A 23,340-nucleotide genomic window follows, 5' to 3' on the forward strand; every position below is an offset into this window, starting at 1 on the left:
CTTCCGCAAGGCATGCCGTCGACATCACCCTGCCTCGCAGAGGGCCATCCAACACAGGCGGCGCGTCGCTTCAAAGTAAGGTCAACCACCGCCATCACTGGCAGGCGCTTCTGACATCGCCTGCTGCTGAGAGCGCGCAGCAAGCGTCATCACCGGGCCCGTAGGCTCCTTGTCGATCTCCTCGCGCTCGCGCTTGAACTGCACCATCTCCTGCGCCCGTTGCTGATCCAATGCTTCTGTCTTCTGCAAGGTTTCATTGATGCCAGGCGATGGCGTATTGAGCGAGGTTTCCGAGTGAAACCCAGGCGTTTTGCCAAAGACAAAAGCCACATCATCTTGGATGGTCAGTTTCCGGAGTTCATCCGCGCGCTCAATCCCCGATTCTTTGACGGCTTGAAGCACTTCGGCCGTTTTCTCATCAGATGTGCCCCTGGGGAGCTGTGCCTGGATGGCGGAGAACAATGCGTAATCCCGATGATCAGAGGGAAACGCCTGCTGAGCGACATCTTGGGATGGCCTGATTTGCTCGACCCGATCCTCATCGTTCACGCCTGCGTTTGAACGCCCGCCAGTCCCACCAAAGCTAGGCGATGACGTATAGGACGACGACGTGTGCTCAGGCAAGAGGATCTGTGCCGGCACTTCGCTCCGAGTTGACGTTGACGTTGACGTTGACGTTGACGTTGACGTTGGCGTTGGCGTTGGCGTTGGCGTTGGCGGCAATGTTGCCTGCATCGCCTCTTGCTGCTCTGCCTGCAATGGAACAGCCGATGGCGCATCGTTCTGTGGCGTGCCTACTCGGGCTTGCTGCTCGCTGCCCTGCTCCACCGGCCCATTTGCCGACGCCGGCGCTGTGGGTTTCAAAGCTTCTCGGCGCGCGTGTTGTGCCTGGGACAACGCTTCATCCAGGTCTGGGCCGGCAACGCCCGTTGCCGGCAGACCTTGGTCTTGCTGGAACTGTCTCACGGCATGTTCTGTCTCCGGACCGTAGTGCCCGTCTTGCGGCACGGCCTGCCCGTTTGGACCACGCGCATCTACTTGCTGCAAGCGATATTGCAAGAACTCGACTTCTTGTCCCCGGTCGCCCAGGCGCAACCCTTCCACTTCATGGGATGCCGGCGACACTGGCGCAGCGGCCTGAGGAGACTTTTGATCGAGCGGGGTCGCAGCGGATGATGCCGATCCTATGCTTTGCGCGGACGCGATCGCCGTCGTTGGAACGAATGCCTCCGCCTTGGGCTGGACCGGGACGGCTGTCGAGGGTGCGGCGACCTCAGATGCTTGGTCTTCTTGTGGTTCGCGCTGTGGGGCAGGTTCGGGCTTCGGTTCGGCGGGCTTGACAACCTGGGACGGCTCTTCCCGCGTTTGCGCATTGACCGGGCCAGGCATCATGACCGGAGCAGGCGTCGTCGCCTCCGCAATTGCTGGCTGCTCAGCAGCGCGCGCAACGCCTTGATCACGCGCATCAATGGCTGCCTGAGGCGTCTGGGTTTCATCCACACGCGGAGCGGTAACGGTTGTTGCTGCGAAGCTTGCGACTTGCTGCGCTTCTTGCGTAGACACACCTTGCCGGTTGGCTTCGCGCAATGCTTGATCGTAGGCATCGCGTTCTTGGGGCGACTGCGCGTCAATGCGCAGCTCGGGTGCACCGGCTGAAGGTGGTTGCTCCTGTCGAAGTGATTGCACCTGCCCAAGTGCCTGATGGATCTCATCAGTGCTGGTGGTTGCCGCAACGCGCACCACACCATCGGCGTCCCGGCTCAAATGCTGGATTGGGCTGTCTACCGAGTATTGGCCGGTTGCATCACGCTCCAATGCCAAAGAGCTGGTCGCGGCATCAATCCCGTTTGCCTCACGTGTCTTTTGCACCGCAAGCTGGATCGCGCCTGCAGTCTGGGCATTGGGCGCAACCCCATAGGCGGCATAGGTCGCCTCGGTGTTGGCCTGATCTTGTTGCTGTGGCGTTGGCGTTTGCCTTGCCGGCATCTGTGCCAACGCCTGCGCGTGCTGCTCCAAGGCCGGTTGCAAGCGTTCGCGCGTGGCATTGAGTTCTAACGGGACATTGCCTTCGGCCGCAACGCCGTCATGCCGCCACTGGCCTTGCGTATCGCGCTGATACTGCTTGCCGTCCGATGCTTGCAGTGAGTCTGGGTTTAAGGCGGCTTGCACGGCCGCTGGCACAGGGCCGAAGTCCTCCCAGCCATTGCGCTGATAAGCGGCTTGATAAGTCGCTGCAATCGCGGCCGGACCTCGGGCGATGTTGGCGTCCACTACCTGAGCTGCTTGTTGGTCCAACGCGGCATTGCGCTCAGGGCTTGCTGGATCCACCGTCCAGATGGGCCGATCGTTCCGGTCGACGTCGTCGGCGATCATCCGTGACCACTGGCCACTCGCCGGATCGTGTCGCCAATCACGTGCGTAAAGATGCGCAGCATCTGCCTCACTGGATGGCTGCACATAGGGGTTACCGGGTTGCACTTTGCCAAGCGCCTGCTCGGTCGCTTCGCTACTGGCGTGATAGTTCAGCTCGCGCGCTTTCTCGGGCAGTGCGAACATGGCCTGCTTCTGCGGTGCATCGACGCCATCGTTGGGCAGATCGGCCTTTTCTTGGCGCAGCCACTGGCTGTCGTTGAAGTCCCAGCTCACGCCCTGCTTGTCAGTTTGTGTATAGATCTGGCGGTTGTCCCAGAGCGTCACGGCCTTGTCGGCGGCAGCACTGAACAGATAACCATCGGCCACCACCAGCGCGACGGGCCCGGCGCCGGTTGTGCCAACCACGGCAGCGGCGGCGGTGCCTCCCGCCCAGCCGCCTATGCCTCGGGCACTAAAGTGCAGCGCTTCTGACCGCGCAGCGGTAAGGTTGTCTTGTGCCAACAGCGTGCCAACACGCTCTCCGGTTTGCGACGCGTCGTAGGCGGTAGCGGCAACGCCCAAACCCGCGAGCCCTGCCGTCATCCCGGCGCGACGCAAGCCTGGGATCTCCGGCTCAGGCACAGGCACGCGTGCAGGCGGAGCCCCTGGCCGCACGAGTTCATCAATGGTGGCAATGCCTTCCAGCCGGCTGTTCACGCCGTCACTGACGTGTAGCTCGGCGTGCTCAGCAAGCACTTGCTCCTGAACGGCGGGGGCGGCGTTGGGGATGTCTTGCACATGCGCCGGTAGATCGCGGTGCCAATCGACCTGTTGTTGCCAGCTTTCGCGCAGTACTTGGGTGACCGCTGGATCCTTGAACCACGCATTGCGCGCCGCTTCCAGTGCCTGCCCGGGCGGACGTGCATCGGTGCGGCTATCGTAAACCTCAGCACCCTGGCGGTTGAAGATGCGTACGGGCGCCGTGGCCTGGGCATGCACCGTGTCCAGGCTGATCGGCAGCCTGGTGTAGACGACCTCGCGATGGCTTTCGGGCACGTAGCGGCCGTAGCCTTCCCGATCGAGCTGCTGAGAAAACCTGGAATCGACGCCATGCTCGCTTTCCAGCTTGTGCGCGGCCATTGCACGCACCTCGACGTCATAGCCGCGCGATTGCAGATCCTTGATCAGTTCCGCGCTCCACTGGCCATTGCTGAGCGTGGTGTCGAAGATCAGGTTCTTCTTGCCTTCGATAGTGACTTGCAGCAGTTCATCGGCCCATTGGCTGGCATCGGAGTGGGTGTAGCCAGACCAGGTGTAGGGGTGGGCATTGCGCAGGGCGGACACTTCGGGGTGAGCGTTACGCAATTCATCCGGATCGATCAGGACGACATCCCTGCCTAGCTCGACGTCTGCAGCTCTTGCGAGACTTCCTTTTCCCGAGCCAGGTTGCCCAGCGAGGATGATCGCCTTGGGGTGTTCGAAGGACGTTTTTGTCTCCAGTGCGGCATCATCAAGAATCTTCTGCTCAAATAATCTGCGATGCTCGACATTATCGAGACGGGATTCCTTTTCGTTCATATCAAAGACTCCTTGTGCGTCTCGATGTAATTCCACAGCTGATCTAGATCCGACATTCCGCGATTTCTCGATCTTGCATGGCGGGTCAAACGTTCTTTTTCTTCAGCCATTTTTACGGCGTTAGCATCACCGCTAGCGTGCGCAAGATCGAGTTCCTCGCGGGCTTCGGAGATGAAAGACTCAAGCCTTCCTTCCAACGCCCAGATGGCTCCATCGAACGGAATCAACGGATTTGGCTTCCTGATGTAATCATCGAGAACATCCTGCAAGCGCTGAATCAACTCGGGATAGTCTCTCAGTAGCTCACGCAATTTCTGCGGCACAGGAGGCGCAGGCAAGCCGTTTTCAATGGAGGGAGGCATGGGCTTCGACATGGCAGGATCTTTCCTCTTAGGCATGGGCACGCGCGGCGCAGTGTGCGCATTGTCATCCAGTGCAGGGACCGGCTGCACCGGCTGCACCCACGGTGCCGGCTTGGGTTTGCGCTTGACATGCTCCAGCAAGCCGCCATGCGGCAGCGGGCCTAGCTCGCGCTGCGTGCGTTCATTGATCAGTTGCAAATCGCGCAGCAGCTGTGCGGCACGCGTCTCGGCTAAGCGCTGCGCCAATGCGATGTAATGGGAGCCTGATGTATCGCTCATATGGGCTTCCTTCTGCAGATGCCGCTGGAGAATAACCGGCTTCAGTAAAATGGTGTCGCATGGCTAACATTGCGATATCCATTTTTTAATATTCTATTGTAAATACGATCCATCAATGCCGATCATTTTCCTCGTGAGACGAGGTATTTAACGACAGGAGAAAGATCGGAAAAATAGCCGCGGTATACTGGAAATGCTGAAAAATCCCTGAACTTTTTTTCAGCTAATTCGCAAGAAAAATCGATTTTTATCTGGTCAACTGCTGATTTAGAAAGCCTAACGTCTTTAGCTACAGCATCAAGTTCTTGCGATGCTTCAATGTGAAATTTATTTAATTCAGCACAAACCATATCCATCAACCTTCTGTAAGCCGGGCCGTATTTCTCCCTCGAGAATTCGCCACCTGGCAATTTTTCCGCGAATTGATCAAAAGCATCTTGCAACCTCGATAAATATGTAGGATAACTTCTTAATATTTTGTATAACTCCAGTGGGATTGGGCAGCGTAAATCACGATCCAGAGGTTCGTTTTCATCGACTAGCATCTCAACACTCCTTCCACGTTTGCGTACCAGGCGCAGGAACTAACCGTCTCTCCATATCCCATAGCACTTTTTTATAAAAATTAATTGTTACCATGCCGCCGTAGACATTAAGGCCTTAACTTCTGCTTTAGGTAACAGCCGCTTCGTGAAGTAAGCATCTTCGTAATACTTGATCTTCTCGCAGAGCACCGGGCTTGGGATGCCTTCATAGAGGAAGACTTCCTTATCAAAACCCATCGCCTTCAACTCCTGCGGCAGCATCAAGGCGCGGCGCTGCTCGGTTTCTGAATAAGACACGCTGCTTTGCTTGCCACTGGTTTGCGACTTGTTCTTCTTGCGCACCGTGGTGTAGCCGAGCATGTCCGAGTAGTCGTTGGCGTCTTGCTGCTCCCGTGGGGCGTAGACGATTTGCAAGGCATGGTTGGTGATGATGGTGCGCGAGACATCCTTGCCATAGGTCGCGTCCAGCTGGGCCATGCTCTGGATGATCGGTAGCAAGCGAATGTTGTAGCCTGCCATGTAGCTCACCGCGCTTGCGATGATGTCGACCCGGCCGATGGACGTGAACTCATCCATCAACAGCAAGCACTGGTGTTTGAGCACCGGGTTGTTCTGCGGCAGCTCTTTGGTGTTGAGGTTGATGAGCTGACTAAACAGCAGATTGATCAACAAGCGGCTTTCGGCCAGCTTGTTCGGCTGGATGCCGATGTAGATGCTCATCTTCTTCTTGCGCACATCGGTCAGCAAAAAATCGTTATCGCTGGTCGATGCATCCAGGATCGGGTTGATGAACTGGTTGAGCGGTTCCTTGAACGTGCCCATGATCGAGGCGAAGGTCTCTTCGGCTTGCGAGAGCAAATTGTCAAAGGCTGTCTTTGCGTCACGACCCAGGAAGTCGCGCTGCGAGAGCTTTTTGAGGTAGCCCTTCAAGTCGCTCCCATCCCCAGACGACACGCGATAGAGCATTCCAAGGGTTGGGAACATCCAGGTCTCTTTCGGGTGCTTGCGCTTGATCTGATCATCGAGGCTATCGAACAGATACAGCGTAAACGCCATGAACGCGTTGCGGGCCTGGCTCACCCAGAACTTCTGGGCGTCGGAGCCATCCGGGTAACGCATCGCCGCAACACTCATCAGATCCGACACGCGAAACGCCGGATCCGGTGAGATATAGCTGAGCGGGTTCCAACGGTGGGTGCGCCCGTCTTCCGCGAACGGGTTAAACAAAAAGACTTCCTGGCCTTGGCTCTTGCGCCAACCCGAGGTCAGGTCAAAATTCTCCTGCTTGATGTCCAGAACCACCACCGATCCTTGGTAGTCGAGCAAATTGGGAATGACGATGCCCACCCCCTTGCCCGAACGCGTGGGCGCGGCCAGGATCACAAACTGCTGACCAGGCAAGCGCACCAACTTGCCGCCGTGCTTGCCAACCACAATGCCGGTTGGCGACGGTTTGAGCATGTCCTTCTTGGCCAGATCACTGCCGGAGGCAAAGCGCGCGTCGCCATGCAATGCGGCCGCCTTTGGCTTGAACAGTGGGATCAGCAGCGCGATCCAGGCCAGCAGCGGCACGCCGAAGCCTATGGCACCAGCCAGCTTGATCTTGCTGGCATAGGGAGCGAACTGCGGGAGGTCGAGCGCTTTGACGTAAGACCAGTAGGTGTCGACGCTGAGCGGCGCAGCCACCTTCAACAGCATCAAGATCAACTGACCGGAGAAGAAAATTCCCGCGATTGCTGCGATCAGCAACAGGCCGAATGCAGCGACTATTCTGAGATTACTGCTCACCGTGCGATTCCTTTCATCGGTCCTTGACTCGTCTACCAGCGTAAGCCGTCTTCCAGATTACAGGGTCAGCACCCGCTGACTGTCAGGAAGCTCTACCAGCCATGCAAGATTTTCTGCCAGGTCTGCCTTGCAAGGCATGAGGATTAAGAGCGGCTAACAAAACGTAGCGAGCAGTCGTCAGGTGGGTGCGGACGGCGCGGAGGAACCGGAGTGTACGTGGGTACATGAGGATTCCGAGCACCGGCCGCGCCCGCCTGACGGCTGCGCAGTAGTTTTGATAGCTGCTCTAAGGTGCCAGTTACTGCACTGATCAGCCTCTCTTGACGAGTCCACAGCGCTCATTTGCAAAGGCCGGCATTGCGAAAATTGGCTATTCGGGCACAGCGGCCGACAGCCTCAGTACCCGTGCACCGGTCGATGCGATTTCACCGCCATCACCAGGCCCAGCCCTGCCAGCAGCGAGACCGCCGAGGTGCCGCCGTAGCTCATCAGCGGCATCGGCACACCGACCACCGGCAGCAGGCCGGAGATCATGCCGCCGTTGACCAGCACGTAGACGAAGAACGCCAGGCCAGTGGCGCCGGCGATCAGGCGCGAATAGGTGTCGCGTGCCTGCGAGGCGATCCACAGGCAGCGGCCGATCACCACCAGGTAGAGCGTCAGCACCGTGGCCACGCCGATCCAGCCGAATTCCTCGCTGAGCACCGAAAACGCAAAGTCGGTGGTCTGTTCGGGGATGAAGTTCAGATGCGACTGCGAGCCCAGCCCCCAGCCCTTGCCGTTCAATCCGCCAGAGCCAATGGCGATCTTGGACTGGATGATGTTCCAGCCGGCGCCGAGCGCATCGTTTTCCGGGTTGAGGAACATCATGATGCGGTCCTTCTGGTATGGCCGCAGCAGCCAGAACCAGGCCACCGGCGCCGCGGCCGAGACGCCGCCGACGCCCACCGCCACCCACCACCACGGCAGGCCGGCCAGCAGCAGCACGAACACGCCGCTGGCGGCGATCAGCACGCCGGTGCCGAAGTCCGGCTGCAACATGATCAAGGCAGTGGGCACGCCGATGATCACGCAGGTGACCAGCACGGTGGAAATGCGCGGCGGCAATGGCATGCGGTGCAGATACCAGGCCGCCATCATCGGCAGGCTGATCTTGAGCAGCTCGGCCGGCTGCAGGTAGAACAGCTTGAGATCCAGCCACTGGCGGCCGTATTTGCCGGTGCCCAGCGCGAACACCGCCAGCAGCGGCAGCATCGACAAGCCGTACACCCACGGCGTCCACGCGCGCAGGCGCAGCACCGACATGCGCGAGATGCCCCACATTGCCGCCGCGCCGATGGCAAAGCGCACGCCTTGCGCCATCACCAGGTGATCGCCGTTGGCGGTGCCGCCGGCGCTCTTGAGCACCGACAGGCCGATCACCATCAGCGCGGCCAGCGCCAGGCACAGCACCCAGTCCAGGCTGCGGGCGAAGCGTGCGGCCAGATCCACCAGCCAGCGCAGGATGTCGCTCACCGGTCGGTCTCCGAGACAGTGTCCGGCACGTCCGGAATCACCGGTTGCGCGGGGCGGTTGGGATCCAGGGCCACGGCCACCTGGCCGATCACCACCGGCAATTCGTCCAGCGCCGCAGCGGCGGCATCGCCTTGCTGGCGCGCATCGGTGGCGCCGGCCTCGAACTGGTTCACGCCGACCGCGGTCATGCCCAGCTCGCTATCCAGCGGCTCCAGGCCTTCGGGCAACTTGCCGAGCAGCCAGGCATCGAAGATCTTGCGCGCGATCGGCGCGGCCGAACTGGTGCCGAAACCGCCACCTTCCACCGCCACCGCGACGGCGATGACTGGGTTGTCGGCAGGGGCAAAACCCACGAACAGGCCGCGGTGGCGCAGATGCAAGGGCAGGCTGCGCGGGTCCACGGCAGCCACGCCGCGGCGGCTGACCACCTGCGCGGTGCCGGTCTTGCCGGCCATTTGGTACGGCGCGCCAGGGGTGATCGCATAGCCGGTGCCGCCCGGGCGCATGGTGTCCATCATGCCCTCGCGCACCACCTGCAGATGGGCGGCGTTGGCGCTGATCGGCTTGCCCGGCGGCTGAATCATCGGCTGCCAGGGGTGGTCGAACCCGGTACGTTCTTCCAGCACCAGGTGCGGGCGCAGCAACAGGCCGCCGGCAATGGCCGAGACCCCACGCACGAGCTGCAGCGGCGTCACTTTCCAGTCGCCCTGGCCGATGGCGATGTTGACCGTGTCGCCCGGGTACCAGCGCTCCTTGCGGGTCTTGTACTTGTAGGCCGGCGACGGCAGGATGCCGCCGATTTCGCCCAGCAGGTCTACCCCGGTGGGCTGGCCGAAGCCGTATTCGCCCATGTAGTGGTCGAAGCGGTCGATGCCCATGTCCACCGCCAGGCGGTAGTAATAGGTATTGACCGACTGGGCGATCGACTTGCGCAGATCGGTCCAGCCATGCCCGCCACGGTGCGAATCGCCCCAGCCACGGCTGACGCCCGGCAGATAGAACATGCCGGTGGAGAGCACGCGGTCTTCCGGGCGGCGCAGCCCGCTGTCCAGGCCGGCCAGGGCGATCAACGGCTTGAGCGTGGAGCCCGGCGCCACGCCACCGAGCACCAGCCGGTTGAACTGCGGCCGCGAGGGGTTGTCGTTGAGGGCCTTGAAGTCGGTATGCGAGATGCCGTTGACGAACAGGTTCGGGTCGTAGCTGGGCAGGCTGACCATGCCCAGGATCTCGCCGGTGCGCGGGTCCATCGCGATCGCCGCACCTTCGTGTTCGCCGAACGCGGCCACCATCGCGCGCTGCAGGTCGGCATCGACCGACAGGCGCAGGTCCGCGCCCGATTGCGGCGCCACCCTGCCCACCGTGCGGATCGCCCGGCCCTGCACGTTGGTTTCCACCTGCTCGTAGCCCACCTGGCCGCGCAGGTCCTGTTCGTAATAGCGCTCCAGCCCGGACTTGCCCATGTGGGTGAGCGCGGCATTGCCCTCGCCCAGCACCGCCAGGTCTTTTTCGTCGATACGCCCGACGTAGCCGATGATGTGCGCAAACAGCGGCCCGTACGGGTAGCGCCGGGTCAGGTACGGCTCCAGCTCCACGCCGGGGAAGCGCCAGCGCTCCACCGCGAAGCGCGCCATCTCCTCATCGCTCATGCGCAGCTTCAGGGTCACGGGCAAGAAGCTGCGGCGGGCCTTGCGCTCGCGGTTGAAGCGCTCCAGGTCTTCGGGCGCGATGGGGATCACCTTGCCGAGCGCGGCCAGCATGGTCTCCATGTCCTCGACCTTGTCCGGGGTCACGTCCAGGCGGAACGCCGGCACGTTCTCGGCCAGCAGCCGGCCGCTGCGGTCGTAGATCATGCCGCGCCCGGGGACCACTGGACGCGGCTTGATGCGGTTGGCCTCCGACCGGGTGGCATAGACCTCGTGGTCGAGCACCTGCAGCTTGAAGTACCAGCCGCCCAGCCCGACCAGGCACAGCACCACCATCACAAAGCCCAGCACCGCGCGGCGGCGGAACTGCTCGGCCTCGGCGTGCGGATTCTTGGGGTGGCGACGCCCGTGCATGGGTTACTTCTTGCTCCGCTTGCCCAGCCGCACTGCATCCAGCAAGACGAACACCGGCGGCCACAGCGCCATGCCGAGCAGCGGCGCCCACCAGTAGCTCCATGGCAGGGTGGGCTCACCCACCGCCAGATGCACCGCCGAGGAGACGATACGGTCGTTGAGCAATAGCCCGCCGATCGCCAGCGCCTGCTGCGAGATCGGGAAGAAGCGCATCCGCGCGCGGAAGCGCTGCAGGATGAAGGTCATGATCACCAGCCGCAGCGCCTGTTCGCCAAGCAGCCCGCCGTACAGCAGGTCGGCCAGCACCCCGGCCACGAACGCCGCGCCAAGCCCGACCCGGTCCGGCTCCTCGATCACCCAGTAGGCCAGCACCAGCGCCAGCCAGTACGGGCGCAGCGGCTGCACCACCGCCGGCAGCGGCAGCAGCCCCAGCACCAGCGCGATCACGATGCTGACCGGCAGGATCCAGCTGTTGCGCATGCGGCTCATTGGTCCGTCTCCGTGGGAGACGGACGGGAATCGGGAGTCGGGAGTCGAGAATCGGTAGGAGCAGTGCTCTGCGGCGGTGAGGCGCTGCGGTTGCCCGTTCCCGATGCTGCATTCCCTGATGCCCGTGAGCCCTGCGGTGACGCCGGGCGGGAATCGGGATTCTGGATGCTGGATTCGTTCGATGCAGGAGGACGGGCAGGCAGACTTGTCGGGCGGCTGGGCGTCGGCGCGCTGGCCGGCTGTGCGCCAGGCGTGGCTGGTGTCGGCGCGGACTGGGCGCGCCGCGCGGCGCCGGTATTGGTGGCGGTGGCGGTTGTGGCACCAGATGCCGCGCCCGCCGTCGGGCGTGCCGGATCGGTCGCCGCATCGGAAGCGCCGCCCGCCGGCGTGCGCGGGGTTGTAGTCACCGGCATGTTCGCTGGCACAGTGGTGATTGGCGCGGCATTGCCACTGCCGTTGCCGTTGCCGTTGCCGTTGCCGTTGCCGTTGCCGTTGCCGTTGCCATTCCCAATTCCCGACTCCCCATTCCCAGCCCCCACCGCCACCCGCAGCGGCTTGCCGGCACGCAGCAACAGCACATCCCGGCCGCGGTCGAGCTTGGCGGCGGGGGTGAGTTCGCCGACCAGGAAGGCGTGGGTGTCGTCCGGATGCAGCTCAGACACCTTGCCGACCGGGAAGCCGGCCGGGAACCGCCCGCCCAGGCCGGAGGTGACGATCTCATCGCCCACCTGCACGCCGGCGCTGAGCGGGATGTCGCGCAGTTCGAGGCGGTCGCCGCGGCCGTAGACGATCAGGCGCACGCCGTTGCGCGCCACGCTGACCGGCACCGCATGGTCCGGGTCGGTGAGCAACAGCACGGTGGAATGCAGCGGCGTCACTTTGATCACCTGCCCCATCAGCCCGCCGGCGTCGATCACCGCCTGGCCCATCAGCACGCCGTCGCGGCTGCCGGCATCCAGCAGCAGCCGTTGCCGGGTGGGGTCCAGGTCGATATCCAGGATGGGCGCCAGCTGCACGTCCAGGCCGCGGCGCTCGGCCACGTTGAGCAGTTCACGCAGCTGGGCGTTGTCCAGCGCAGCGGTCTGCAGGCGGGTGAGGCGCGCATTGGCCACCAGCAGCTGGTTGCGCAGCGCGCGGGTCTCTTCCACCAGTTGGGCGTGGGTCGCGGCGTTGTCGCGCACCTGCGAGCCGATCCGGCCCGGCAGCCCCGCCACCGCCCATACCGGCTGGATCAGCAGGTTGGCCTGCAGGCGCAGCTGGCTCAGCCAGCCACCGCGGCTGTCGAGCGCAATCAGCACGACCGCCAGCACCAGATAGACCAGCAGCCGCAGCGTGGAGGTGACTTCGCCCGGGCGGGAGGCGACAGGAGGACCGGCGTAGGAGGGCACTTTAAGGCCGGGATTGGGGAATTGGGAATGGGGAATCAAAGAGCGCTGCGCTGCCCTCGGTGCGGCTGAGGCTAAGCGCGACTAACAGACCGTAGCAAGCAATCGTCAGGCGGGTGCGGACAGCGCAGAGGAGCCAAAGCGCAGGGGGACTCCATGAGGGTTTCGAGCAGCGGTCGCGCCTGCCTGGCTGCGCAGCGGCGTTGATCGCTGCTTTACACCTCACATCGGCGGGACCGCATCGCGACCGCGCAGGGCCGCAGGCAGGGAATGTTTTGACGATTCCCCACTCCCGATTCCCGTCCCCATCACTCCGGCGCGAAGAACTCGTTGCCATGCATGTCCACCAGCTCCAGCGCGCGGCCACCGCCGCGGGCCACGCAGGTGAGCGGGTCGTCGGCCACCTGCACGTGCAGGCCGGTTTCTTCGGAGATCAGGCGGTCCAGGTCGCGCAGCAGCGCACCGCCACCGGTGAGCACGATGCCGCGCTCGGCGACGTCGGCGCACAGTTCCGGCGGGGTCTGCTCCAGCGCCAGCTTCACCGCAGACACGATGCCCGACAGCGGCTCGTGCAGCGCTTCGAGCACTTCGTTGGAGTTGATCTTGATCATCTTCGGCACGCCCTCGGCGAGGTTGCGGCCGGAGATTTCCATCTCCTGCACCTCGTCCTGCGGGTAAGCGCAGCCGATCTGCAGCTTGATGCGCTCGGCGGTGGCTTCACCGATCAGCATGCCGTGGTTGCGGCGCACGTAGTTGGTGATCGACTCGTCGAAGCGGTCGCCGCCCACGCGCACCGACTGCGAGTAGACGATGCCGTTGAGCGAGATCACCGCCACTTCGGTGGTGCCGCCGCCGATGTCGATGACCATCGAGCCACGCGCTTCGGTCACCGGCATGCCGGCGCCGATCGCCGCGGCCATCGGTTCCTCGATCAGGTAGACATCGCGCGCACCGGCCTCTTCTGCCGATTCCTTGATCGCGCGGCGCTCCACCTGGGTGGAACCGGCCGGCACGCACACCAGCACGCGCGGGCTGGGGCGCAGGAAGCGCGACTTGTGCACCTTCTTGATGAAGTGCTTCAGCATTGCCTCGGTGTAGGTGAAGTCGGCGATGACGCCGTCCTTCATCGGGCGGATCGTAGTGATGTGGCCGGGGGTGCGGCCCAGCATCTGCTTGGCCTCCGCACCGACGGCAGCCACCGAACGCGTTCCGCCGATGGCACGGTCCTGACGCACCGCCACCACCGAGGGTTCGTTCAGTACGATGCCTTGTCCGCGCACGTAGATCAGCGTATTGGCCGTGCCCAGGTCGATGGACAGGTCGTTGGAGAACATGCCGCGGAGTTTCTTGAACATCGAGGGAGTCGTTCCTGAAGGAGTCGCGTGCCCGGCGGCCGATTGGCGCAAAAATGGGCAGAAAACGAAGTCAACTAGCCTAGCAATCCGCCTAGGTGCGAGCAAGGAAAAATGCGCCGTCACGCGCGCATTTTCATGCGGCGGTCACCCTGAACATGGCAAGCGCGTCTGGCCCTGGCCGGCCGCAGCCGTTAACCTTTGCGCCGCGGCGCCCGCGCCGTCCCGCTGCCATGCCCGGCAATTGGCGGCTATTTCCCTACGCAAAGGCCTGACTCGATGTCCGCACTGATCTGTGGTTCCCTCGCCTACGACACCATCATGGTGTTCCCGGACCAGTTCAAGAACCACATCCTGCCGGACAAGGTGCACATCCTGAATGTGTCGTTCCTGGTGCCGCGCATGCGCCGCGAGTTCGGCGGTTGCGCCGGCAACATCGCCTACAACCTGCATCTGCTGGGCGGCGCGCCGATCCCGATGGGCACGGTGGGCCAGGATTTCGGCCCGTACCGCGAGCATTTCGAGACGCTGGGCATCGACCTGTCGCGCGTGAAGATCATCGATGACCTGTTCACCCCGCAGGCGTTCATCACCACCGACCACGACAACAACCAGATCACCGCCTTCCATCCGGGCGCGATGATGCGCAGCTACGAGAACCACGTGCGCGACGTGCCGGGCGTGACTCTGGGCCTGGTGGGCCCGGACGGGCGCGAAGGCATGATCCAGAACGCGGAAGAGTTCGCTGCCGCCGGCATCCCCTTCATCTTCGATCCCGGCCAGGCCATGCCGTTGTTCAACGGCCCGGAGCTGCGCGAGTTCATCGAGCAGGCCGACTACGTGGTGGTCAACGACTACGAGTCCAACCTGCTGCAGGAGCGCACCGGCTGGAACGAGCGGGACATCGTGTCGCGCGTGCAGGCCTACATCACCACGCAGGGCCCGAAGGGCGCGCTGGTGCACACGCCGGAAAAGACCTACGACATCCCACCGGCGCACGAGCGCCGCGTGGTGGACCCCACCGGCTGCGGCGACGCCTTCCGCGCCGGGCTGATCTACGGCATCCAGCACAACTACGACTGGCTGACCATCGGCCGCATGGGCAACCTGATGGGCGCGCTGAAGGTGGAGCACCCGGGCACGCAGAACCAGCGCTTCGACTTCGCCGAGTTCAACGACCAGTTCAAGCAGCAGTTCGGCTACGCGCTGTAAGCACGGCAGCAGTGCCGCAGGGTGCTGATGCTGTAAGCGCATGACCTGGTGCCGCGCGCCGTGGCGGCGGCGCCGGCGGTGCGTGTGATGGTTACTGCCAGGCGCACTGGTAGCTCATGCACCGATGTCCCGGTCAAATACGTTTGGCCGTGGCGATAGTGGGTTCGCCCGTGGCTATGGAGCGGGTGTGCATCTCCCCCGCTCGCCTCGCCCACTTCTTCCCCATCCGAAGCGATCTGGACAGTTGATTGAGTGGCACAACTCAGCACGGTGGCGAACCGCTGCCTGCGGCTGCCGATCTGCTACTGCGGGCAGTGGCAATGGCACAGCGCCGGCATCAAGTCATGCGCACCAGGTGTCCAAGGCCGCGAAACAGCAGTTCGGCTAAAACGCCGCCGTCCTGCGTAAAGCCCGCGCAAGCTTGCAGTGCATTGCAGCGAACTCAGCAATAGCAGCGTGCCGACTTCGCCGAGTGATAACCGCCTGCCGTGGTCGCCCTATCTGCGCAAACCGCCGCTGCGTGCGTCATCACACCGCGTCAGCGTGGTCCGGCCCGCCATACCGCAGCAGGCATTGCGTCACCCCCGTCGCGCTTTGCTGCGATGCGGTTTGAGCATGGGTCCGGTTTGTGTCTCTACTGGCGCCTCGCGCCCTTCGAGGAACGCTGGCCCATGTCCGAGCCGAGCGTTGTGGCCAGCACCTCCATCGTCCTGCCGGAGATCGAGCCGGAACTGCTCCAGCAGATCCGCCGGCTGCGCGATATCGCGCCGCTGGCGGCTCCGCTGTCACGTTCCTGGCGTCGCTGCCTGGAGGACTACGCCTTGTCGCCGGAGGCGCTGCCGGACCCGATGGTGCATGATGCCCTGCATGTGCGTGAGCGCCAGCAACGGCTGGGCGATGTCCTGCGGATCGCCCGGGTGGAGATGGAAAACCTCTACGAGCAGATCGCCGGCAGTGGCTATGCGGTGATCTTTGCCGACGCCGATGCCACCGTGCTGCACAGCGTGCACGACCCCACCTTGCTGCGCGAATTCCGTCAGGTAGGCCTGTTTGCCGGCGCCAGCTGGGCCGAGCGCCATCAGGGCACCAACGGGCTGGGCACCTGCGCGGCCGAGCGCACCGCGGTGAGCGTGCACCGCGGCGAGCATTACCTGACCCGGCACCTGCCGCTGTCGTGCTGCAGCGCGCCGATCCTGGACGCGCACGGCGGGCTGCTGGCGGTGCTGGATGCCTCCACCCCCAATGCCCAGGACGGCAAGCAGATCCAGCGCCATACCGTGGCGCTGGTGAGCATGTCGGCGGCGCAGATCTCGCGCTCGCACTTCCTCAACCAGTTCGGTCACGCCTTCATCCTGCGCTTCCACAGCCGCCCGGAGTTCGCCGGCCTGCTGCATGAAGCACTGATCGCCATCGGTGCCGATGGCCGCGTGCTGGCCGTGAACGAGGCGGTGCTTGAGCAGCTGGGCAAGCTGGACCGCAGCCAGCTGGTAGGCCGCGACATCTCGCAGGTGATGCAGCTGGACTTCGACACCATCGAGCACCGCGCCGGCAGCGATGCCGGCACCTTGTGGTCGATCCGCTGCGCCTGCCACGGCCGCCGCTTCTATGCGCTGGTGCGACCGCCGCGTGCGCGCCCGGCGCTGCCGGCGGTGGGCGGGCCGGCACAGCCGGCCCCGGAAACCGAATTGAATCCTGGCGAGCATGTCGGCTCGGACCCGCGCATGCGCCACAACCTGGCCAATGCGCTGAAGCTGGCGGCGCACCGTGTCTCCATCCTGCTGCGCGGCGACACCGGTACCGGCAAGGAGGAGTTCGCCAAGGCAGTGCACCGCGGTTCGCCCTGGGCAAGCGGCGCGTTTGTGGCGATCAACTGCGCGGCCATTCCCGAGGCGCTGATCGAAAGCGAATTGTTCGGCTATGCGCGCGGCGCATTCACCGACGCCGCGCGCGAAGGCCGCCACGGCAAGTTGCTGCAGGCCAGTGGCGGCACCTTGTTTCTGGATGAAATCGGCGACATGCCGCTGCCGTTACAGAGCCGCCTGCTGCGCGTACTGGAAGAACAATGCGTCACCCCGCTCGGCAGCGAGCGCGCGGTGCCGCTGGAGTTGCACGTGATCAGCGCCAGCCACCGTGACCTGGCCCAGCGCGTCTCCGCGGGCGAGTTCCGCGAAGACCTGTATTACCGGCTCAACGGCGTGGTGCTGCATCTGCCGCCCTTGCGCGAGCGCAGCGACAAGGCCGAGTTGATCCGCACCCTGCTGCGCGAAGAGAATAACGAGCGCGGGGTGCGCATCAGCGAAGAGGCCATGCACAAACTGCTCAGCTACGCGTGGCCCGGCAATCTGCGCCAGCTGCGCAACGTGCTGCGCACCGCCGCGGTGCTCTGCAGCGACGCGGTGATCCGCCTGCCCAACCTGCCGCAGGAAATCGTCGATGCCGGCAGTGCGCCGTGTCTGGTCGATGGCCGTGCCGTGGCCGCCGACGACATGCCCGGGCGCGTGGCGCTGGACCAGGCCGAGCGCCGGGTCCTGCAGCAACAACTCGAACGCCACCGCTGGAATGTCAGCCGCACCGCTGACGCGCTGGGCATCAGCCGCAATACGCTGTACCGCAAGCTGCGCAAGCATGGGCTGGAAACGGGGTGACTGAGCGGCGGGGATTGGGGATTGGGGATTGGGGATTCGTCAAAGCCAAGGCAGTGGCTTTGCGCTGACATTTAGAGCGATCAACACAATTATTTCTTGGCCATCAGACGGTGGTGCTGTGGCCGTGTGCGGCGTTTGTCATGCGCGCATGTCGCGATTGCGGAGCGGGTGCTCTGGGCTTGGCTGCAGGGCCCTTGCCCGCCCACCATCGCGGGACACGCTGCAAGTACGTCCTTGTAAGCGCCTACGCGGCATCCTTGCTGCGTAAGGTCCCGCGACGGTGAGCGGGCAAGGACCAGTCGACATGGTCGGTGTGCATGGTTTTAAGAAGCTACCGATCAACCCTATGGTGCGGTGTCCTCGCGGCTTGCGGGACCGTGTGGCGGCACGGATGCCGCCACCGAGCCCCCAGGGACGGGTTCACGGCGTGTCCCGCGAGCGGTGAGGGCACCGCACCCGCGACCAGCGCGACGCGCGGCCCTCCAGATACCGCCGGGCGCAGCTGATGCTGACGCCTGATGAATCTCTAATCTCCAATCCCGAATCCCCGCCCCAAACTCATAACGCCCAACGCACCCCGATCAGATACTGCCGCGGCACACCGGGTGCGAGAAAACGGGCCGGCCCGGTTTCTACTGGCGCGTCCTGCGGGCGCGCCAGTTCGCCATCTGGGAACACGTCTTCAGCCACTGCGGCATACGTGGCGTACTGGCGGTCGAACACATTGTCGATCCGCGCGAACAGCGAGAGCCGTTCGCTGAGTTGCCAGCGCGCCTGCAGATCCACCAAGGCATAACCGGCGGTGCCGATGTCGATACGTTCGGGTGCGGGCTCGCCGTCTTCGGCGTTATCGACCTGGCCGTCTTCGTTACCGCTGGCCACGCGCCCGGACACCGCGCGTAACCCCGCACCCAGCGTCAGTGCATCGCCCTGCCATTCAACCCCGAGCTTGAGGTTATGCCGCGGCAGTGCGGCAATGCGCAGCCCCGGGCGCAAGGTAATCACGCGTTCGCCGGAGAGCAGCTCCCCGTCGCTGCGGTAGGTCGCATCCAGATAGCTGTAGCCGGCCGACCACTGCCAGGCGCCCGCCTGATACCGCATTGCCGCATCGGCGCCCTGGTAGCGGGTGCGCCCCACGTTGTCGAAATAACCCAGTTGGGTGTCTGGTGCGCGCAGAAACAGGATGTCGTCGCGGTTGTCGGCACGGTACACCGACAAGGTGACATTGCTGTCTTGCGAAGGCGCCCAGCGCGCACCCAGCTCGTAGGTACGCGAGATGATCTGCTCCAGCCGCGGGTCGGCCTGCAGCCCAGTCGGCAGCCGGCACGGTTGGGTGGGGTCGGCGCAACCCAGCTCGATGGCGGTGGGTGCGCGGCTGTTCTGCGCGACCGAGCCATACACGGTGAGCCCCTCATGCAAGCGATGGGTGAGGCCCAGCGATGGATTGGCCTTGGCATACACGAAGCGCTCGCGCGGGCGGTCGCCGTCCTCGGCGGTGGAGAGAATGTTGTCCACGGTGACGTGATTCCAGCGCACCGCGGCAGTGAGATGGGTGGCCGCATCCAGCGCCCAGGTGTCGGCGACGAACACGCCCAGTGTCTTGGTGCTGCCGCGCACGCCGGAGAAAAATGCGCGTTCGGCATCCGGATCGGCGGCAACCGAGCGGTCTGGCTGCACCCAGCCCTCGCGTGCGAATTGCTGGTAACGCACATGCCCGCGATCGAAGGTGGCGCCGGTGCTGAGCGCATGGGCGCCCCATTGCTTGCTCACATTCACCGCCACGCCCTGCGCTTCCTGGCGCATCTGGGTGGTGTTGAGCGCGCCGGTGGGCAAGGCATCGGCATCGGCGCGAGCGACGTCGCAATCGGCATCCAGCGCAGTGCCATCTGCGGCATAGCCGGAGGCGCACTCTTCGACGAACTCCTCGTAGTCTTCGCCGATGTCGCCATTGACGGTGTCACGCCGGCCCACCCGCGAGTAGGCCAGTGCATGCAGCGCGGTGTCCGCATCGAAGCGGTGATCCAGCTGCGCGGTGAACAAGGTATTGCGGTTGCGGGTGAGGTCGGGCGAGGTGTAGACCGCGCGGCGGTCGGCACGGTACAGGCCCGGCCTGCTGCCGTCGTCGGTGTAGCTTGTGTCCGGCAGCAAGCCGTTGCCGATCAGGCGGCTGCGCCCCTGCAGCACCGACAGGCTCCAGTCGGTCTGCTCGCCCTGCTTGCCGACCTTGGCGAACACCGTTCCCAGCCGGCCTTCGGACGCATCGCGCCAGCCGTTTTCATCGAAGCCGGTGACCGCAACAAACCCATGCCAGCCGTCGTTGCCGGCACTGCCGTAGCTGGCATCCAGGCGCTTGCGCGCGCCGCTGCCGATGCTGAGCTCGCCTTGCGCGCCGGGCGCGGTAAGCCCCGAGGCGGTGGTGAGCACCACCGCACCACCGAGCGTGTTGGGGCCAAACAACGGATTGGAACCGGGCATCAGCGTGACCGCAGTGATCGCCGCTTCGGGCAGCATGTCCCAGCTGACGATGTCGGCGAAGGGCTCATTGAAGCGCACGCCATCCAGATACACCGACACGCCCTGCGAGGCACCCGGCAACGCGGAAGCGCGGAAGCCGTGGAAGGTGAGATCGTTCTGGAACGCGCTGCCCTGCACGTCATTGCCATCCACGCCGACGAAACGCCGCTGCAGCAGATCGCCCAGGTTGTTGCTGCGCCCGCGCGAAAGCTCGGCGCGGTTGGCCGATTGCACCATGTAGGGCAGCTGCGCGGCATCGATGGTGGTGCCGGGGATCGGTGTGGCGGTTACTTCGATGCGATCCAGCCAGGTCACCTGCGGCGCCTCGGCCGCGCTGCCCATCGCCGGCCCCGCCAGGAGCGCCATCGCGCATGCACCCGCCAACGTCTTCCGCTGCATTTCCGTTGCCCTGCACTTGCCTGCTGCCATGCTGGTCTCCTCAATAAAGCACGATCGATTTGATGCCGCGCGCCGCACGCAGATCCGCCAGCGCCTGATTGATGTCGTCCAATGCCAGCATGCGCGTGATCAGCGGCGCAAGCTGCAGATCGCCGCGCAAATACCGCTCCACATAACCGGGCAGTTCGCTGCGGCCCTTGACCCCGCCAAAGGCGCTGCCGCGCCACACCCGCCCGGTGACCAGCTGGAACGGCCGCGTGCTGATTTCCTGCGCGCCATCGGCGACGCCGAGGATGACGCTCTCGCCCCAGCCCTTGTGGCAGCACTCCAGCGCTGCGCGCATTGCACCGACATCCCCAATGCATTCGAAACTGTGGTCCGCGCCGCCGTCGGTAAGGTCCACGATCACCTGCTGGATCGGCGCGCCGTAGTCGCGTGGGTCCAGGCAGTCGGTAGCGCCCAGCGCGCGTGCCAAGGCGAATTTGCCTGGGTCGATATCCACCACGATGATGCGCCCGGCCTGCGCCAGCACTGCGCCCTGGATCACCGACAAACCGATGCCGCCCAGGCCGAATACCGCCACGCAATCGCCAGGGCGCACGTGGATGCTGTTGAGCACCGCGCCCACGCCGGTGGTGACCGTGCAGCCGAGCAGGCAGACCTGATCCAGCGGCGCATCCGGATGGATCCGCGCCACCGCAATCTCCGGCAGCACCGTGTATTCGGAAAACGTGCTGGTGCCCATGTGATGCAGGATCGGCCGGCCATCCAGCGAGAAGCGGCTGCTGCCATCGGGCATCAGCCCACGTTCCTGGCTGCTGCGAATCGCCTGGCACAGATTGGTGCGGCCGGAGCGGCAGAACTTGCAGACGCCGCATTCGGGCATGTACAGCGGAATCACGTGGTCGCCCACGCGCACGCTGGTCACGCCGATACCCACTTCCTCGACAACCCCGCTGCCTTCCTGGCCCAGGATCGCCGGAAAACTACTGGCCGGCGCATGCGCCAACGCATGCGCATCGCCGTGGCAGATGCCGGTGGCCACCAGGCGCACCAGCACCTCGCCCGGACGTGGCGGCTGCAGGTCCACTTCTTCGATGCTCAGCGGCTGGTGCGGGCCCCAGGCCACCGCGGCGCGTGTCTTCATCCAGCCTCCCGGGCGCGCATCGGCATGCTGCCGCTCAGCGCGCGATCACCACGCCCCACGGCAATTCGCCGACAGGGATCTGTTTGATCTCACGCAACGTGGCGGTGTCGATCACGCTCACCGAGTTGGAGCGCCCGTTGGCCACGTACAGCTTGTCACCGGCCGGGGTCAGCGCCGGATTCCACGGACGCAGGCCGACCGGGATTTCGGCGATGCCGGCACCGGTGCGGGTGTCGAGCACACTCACGCTGCCAGCGCCGCCATTGGAGGTATACAGGCGCGTGCCATCGGCCGACAAGGTCACCCCGGCGGTGCGCACGCCGGCCGGAATACTGGCCCGGCGCGTGCGTGTCTGCAGGTCGATCACATCCACCACGTTGGCGGTTTCCTGCGCGATGTACACGCTGTGGCCATCGGGCGCGAAGGCCATGCCACGGGGGTGGCCACTGGTGGCGACCACGCCGCGCGAACTGTGCGTGGCGAGGTCGATCATGTCCATGTCGTTGGAGCCCTCATTGCTGGTGAGCACCCACTTCCCGTCCGGCGTGTAGGCGCAGTGCTCCGGTGCCTGGCCGCGCGTGGCGATCACCTGCTGCACCTTGAACTGGCCAACATCGATCAGCATCACCTGGTTCTGGCCTTCCACGCAGATGGCGAATTGCGTGCCGTCCGGCGACAGCGCGATGCCCTCGGCGTTCTCGCCGATTTCCACGCTGCGCAGCACGCGGTCCTGCGTGGTGTCCAATTCGATCAGGCGGTGGTGCTCGGCGTCGATCAGATACAGCTGCCCTTGCGGGCCGGGCAATACCTGCTGCAGCCGTTTGCCGAGCGCGCCTTGCGCACTGAGCGTGCGCACCACCGTATCGCTGGCGGTGTCGATCACCGACACCGTGCCGCTGCGTTGGTTGGGCACGAAGGCCAGCACCGGCGCAGTCGCCTTGGGCGGCGCGCTGGTACTGGCGGCAGCGGAGGGCGTGGCCGCCGGCGCTGCGCTGTCGCGTTGGCAACCCGCCAACGCCAGCAGCGCACACAACACGCCTGCGGTGATTCCCCAACGGTGCCGCGCGGCCGCTGCCGTCATTGCGCCTTGCCCGCGGTCTTGTTGATGGAGTGGATGAAGGCCAGCAGTTTTTCGGTATCACCCGGCTTGAGCACCGGTGCGAACGGCGGCATCTGCCCCACCACCTTTTCATGGCCGATGCGGGTCTTGCCGTGGGTGATCATCGCCGCGGTGCCCTCGCTGATCAGTGCACGCAAGGTGTCGTCATCGCTGCCGTACACCCAGATGTCGTTGGTCAGCGGCGGGCACATGCCACCGCCGCCGGTGCCGCCATGGCAGGCATTGCAGCCGGCGGAGAAATAGATCTTCTTGCCTTCGGCGATGAGCTCGGGCGTGACCTTGACCTCGGGCCCCTTCGGGATCGGCACTACCGCGGCAGGCGGCGCGGGCGGCGTAGCCGGGTCCGGCGCAGGCCCGGCAGCTGGTGCAGCGGCCGGCGTGCCCGGTGCGGGCGCTGCGGCATCGGCAGCCGGCGCGGATGTGCCGGCCGCAGGCGGTGCGTCGGCGGCAGGTGCTGGCGGTGCGTCCTTGCCGCAGGCAGCCAGCAGCACACTGACCAACAACGCGCACAGCGGTGCGCGCAGGGAACGATCGAAACGACGGGCAGTAACCTTGCGCATGAACGAACCTTTCTGACAATCGGAGGGAACACCGCGCACCC

The 23,340-nt window shown here is 64.5% G+C and carries 15 protein-coding genes and 2 other RNA genes; 2 read left to right on the forward strand and 15 right to left on the reverse strand.

Features of this window, described 5'->3' with window-relative positions; all coding sequences use genetic code 11:
- Positions 1-81: 81 nt before the first annotated feature.
- The 11 genes from ACD584_RS15480 to ACD584_RS15530 all read right to left on the reverse strand — a co-directional run bounded on the left by ACD584_RS15480 (position 82) and on the right by ACD584_RS15530 (position 13,705).
- Positions 82-3,930 (reverse strand): zeta toxin family protein, encoded by a 3,849-nt coding sequence (locus ACD584_RS15480; RefSeq protein ID WP_076037216.1) that lies wholly within the window; start codon positions 3,928-3,930, stop codon positions 82-84.
- Positions 3,927-4,571 carry a hypothetical protein gene (locus ACD584_RS15485; RefSeq protein ID WP_011269504.1) on the reverse strand — a complete coding sequence of 215 codons (645 nt, stop codon included), beginning with the start codon at positions 4,569-4,571 and terminating at the stop codon, positions 3,927-3,929. The genes ACD584_RS15480 and ACD584_RS15485 overlap by 4 nt, the downstream gene beginning before the upstream one ends.
- Positions 4,572-4,693: 122 nt before the next feature.
- Positions 4,694-5,116 carry a hypothetical protein gene (locus ACD584_RS15490; RefSeq protein ID WP_076037217.1) on the reverse strand — a complete coding sequence of 141 codons (423 nt, stop codon included), beginning with the start codon at positions 5,114-5,116 and terminating at the stop codon, positions 4,694-4,696.
- An 87-nt stretch (positions 5,117-5,203) separates the two neighbouring features.
- Positions 5,204-6,886: a type IV secretory system conjugative DNA transfer family protein gene (locus tag ACD584_RS15495; protein ID WP_372357308.1), complete on the reverse strand. Its 1,683-nt coding sequence runs from the start codon at positions 6,884-6,886 to the stop codon at positions 5,204-5,206.
- A 169-nt stretch (positions 6,887-7,055) separates the two neighbouring features.
- Positions 7,056-7,130: non-coding RNA, sX9 sRNA (locus tag ACD584_RS15500), on the reverse strand.
- A 170-nt stretch (positions 7,131-7,300) separates the two neighbouring features.
- Complete coding sequence (gene rodA, locus ACD584_RS15505; RefSeq protein WP_011038563.1) at positions 7,301-8,419, reverse strand: rod shape-determining protein RodA; 1,119 nt, start codon at positions 8,417-8,419, stop codon at positions 7,301-7,303.
- Positions 8,416-10,476: a penicillin-binding protein 2 gene (gene mrdA / locus ACD584_RS15510; protein WP_070689628.1), complete on the reverse strand. Its 2,061-nt coding sequence runs from the start codon at positions 10,474-10,476 to the stop codon at positions 8,416-8,418. Before mrdA ends, rodA begins: the two co-directional genes overlap by 4 nt.
- Before the next feature lie 3 nt (positions 10,477-10,479).
- Positions 10,480-10,965, reverse strand: coding sequence for a rod shape-determining protein MreD (mreD, locus tag ACD584_RS15515; RefSeq protein ID WP_012437354.1), 486 nt, complete (start codon positions 10,963-10,965; stop codon positions 10,480-10,482).
- Positions 10,962-12,353, reverse strand: a complete 1,392-nt coding sequence (mreC, locus tag ACD584_RS15520; RefSeq protein ID WP_274340403.1) for a rod shape-determining protein MreC — start codon at positions 12,351-12,353, stop codon at positions 10,962-10,964. Before mreC ends, mreD begins: the two co-directional genes overlap by 4 nt.
- Before the next feature lie 79 nt (positions 12,354-12,432).
- Positions 12,433-12,508, reverse strand: a non-coding RNA gene (locus tag ACD584_RS15525) — sX9 sRNA.
- Between the two features lie 150 nt (positions 12,509-12,658).
- A complete protein-coding gene (locus tag ACD584_RS15530; protein WP_003482734.1) occupies positions 12,659-13,705 on the reverse strand; it encodes a rod shape-determining protein in 1,047 nt (348 codons plus the stop codon).
- Between the two features lie 276 nt (positions 13,706-13,981).
- Between ACD584_RS15530 and ACD584_RS15535 the strand changes: the two genes are divergently transcribed.
- On the forward strand, positions 13,982-14,914 hold the full coding sequence (locus ACD584_RS15535; protein ID WP_076037219.1) for a carbohydrate kinase family protein: 933 nt from the start codon (positions 13,982-13,984) through the stop codon (positions 14,912-14,914).
- A gap of 671 nt (positions 14,915-15,585) precedes the next feature.
- Positions 15,586-17,559 (forward strand): sigma-54-dependent Fis family transcriptional regulator, encoded by a 1,974-nt coding sequence (locus ACD584_RS15540; protein ID WP_175611687.1) that lies wholly within the window; start codon positions 15,586-15,588, stop codon positions 17,557-17,559.
- A 558-nt stretch (positions 17,560-18,117) separates the two neighbouring features.
- Here the strand turns inward: ACD584_RS15540 and ACD584_RS15545 are convergent.
- From ACD584_RS15545 to ACD584_RS15560, 4 genes are read right to left on the reverse strand one after another with little or no spacing between them, the layout of a single operon-like run.
- A complete protein-coding gene (locus ACD584_RS15545; RefSeq protein ID WP_076037221.1) occupies positions 18,118-20,502 on the reverse strand; it encodes a TonB-dependent receptor in 2,385 nt (794 codons plus the stop codon).
- A gap of 10 nt (positions 20,503-20,512) precedes the next feature.
- Positions 20,513-21,619 carry an S-(hydroxymethyl)glutathione dehydrogenase/class III alcohol dehydrogenase gene (locus tag ACD584_RS15550; RefSeq protein ID WP_076037222.1) on the reverse strand — a complete coding sequence of 369 codons (1,107 nt, stop codon included), beginning with the start codon at positions 21,617-21,619 and terminating at the stop codon, positions 20,513-20,515.
- Between the two features lie 34 nt (positions 21,620-21,653).
- Positions 21,654-22,700 carry a beta-propeller fold lactonase family protein gene (locus tag ACD584_RS15555; RefSeq protein WP_076037223.1) on the reverse strand — a complete coding sequence of 349 codons (1,047 nt, stop codon included), beginning with the start codon at positions 22,698-22,700 and terminating at the stop codon, positions 21,654-21,656.
- On the reverse strand, positions 22,697-23,338 hold the full coding sequence (locus ACD584_RS15560; RefSeq protein WP_042597427.1) for a c-type cytochrome: 642 nt from the start codon (positions 23,336-23,338) through the stop codon (positions 22,697-22,699). Before ACD584_RS15560 ends, ACD584_RS15555 begins: the two co-directional genes overlap by 4 nt.
- Between the last annotated feature and the right edge of the window lie 2 nt (positions 23,339-23,340).

Origin of the sequence: Xanthomonas sp. NCPPB 2922 (genome assembly GCF_041520885.1) — a bacterium.
GTDB lineage: Bacteria > Pseudomonadota > Gammaproteobacteria > Xanthomonadales > Xanthomonadaceae > Xanthomonas > Xanthomonas campestris.

What these genes read in the sequence shown, in the direction of transcription:
- ACD584_RS15485 (WP_011269504.1), bottom strand. Translation starts at nt 4,571, where the DNA reads ATGAGCGATACATCAGGCTCCCATTACATCGCATTGGCGCAGCGCTTA.
- mreD (WP_012437354.1), bottom strand. Translation starts at nt 10,965, where the DNA reads ATGAGCCGCATGCGCAACAGCTGGATCCTGCCGGTCAGCATCGTGATC.
- mrdA (WP_070689628.1), bottom strand. Translation starts at nt 10,476, where the DNA reads ATGCACGGGCGTCGCCACCCCAAGAATCCGCACGCCGAGGCCGAGCAG.
- ACD584_RS15540 (WP_175611687.1), top strand. Translation starts at nt 15,586, where the DNA reads ATGTCCGAGCCGAGCGTTGTGGCCAGCACCTCCATCGTCCTGCCGGAG.
- ACD584_RS15545 (WP_076037221.1), bottom strand. Translation starts at nt 20,502, where the DNA reads ATGGCAGCAGGCAAGTGCAGGGCAACGGAAATGCAGCGGAAGACGTTG.
- ACD584_RS15530 (WP_003482734.1), bottom strand. Translation starts at nt 13,705, where the DNA reads ATGTTCAAGAAACTCCGCGGCATGTTCTCCAACGACCTGTCCATCGAC.
- ACD584_RS15490 (WP_076037217.1), bottom strand. Translation starts at nt 5,116, where the DNA reads ATGCTAGTCGATGAAAACGAACCTCTGGATCGTGATTTACGCTGCCCA.
- ACD584_RS15535 (WP_076037219.1), top strand. Translation starts at nt 13,982, where the DNA reads ATGTCCGCACTGATCTGTGGTTCCCTCGCCTACGACACCATCATGGTG.
- ACD584_RS15555 (WP_076037223.1), bottom strand. Translation starts at nt 22,700, where the DNA reads ATGACGGCAGCGGCCGCGCGGCACCGTTGGGGAATCACCGCAGGCGTG.
- ACD584_RS15550 (WP_076037222.1), bottom strand. Translation starts at nt 21,619, where the DNA reads ATGAAGACACGCGCCGCGGTGGCCTGGGGCCCGCACCAGCCGCTGAGC.
- ACD584_RS15480 (WP_076037216.1), bottom strand. Translation starts at nt 3,930, where the DNA reads ATGAACGAAAAGGAATCCCGTCTCGATAATGTCGAGCATCGCAGATTA.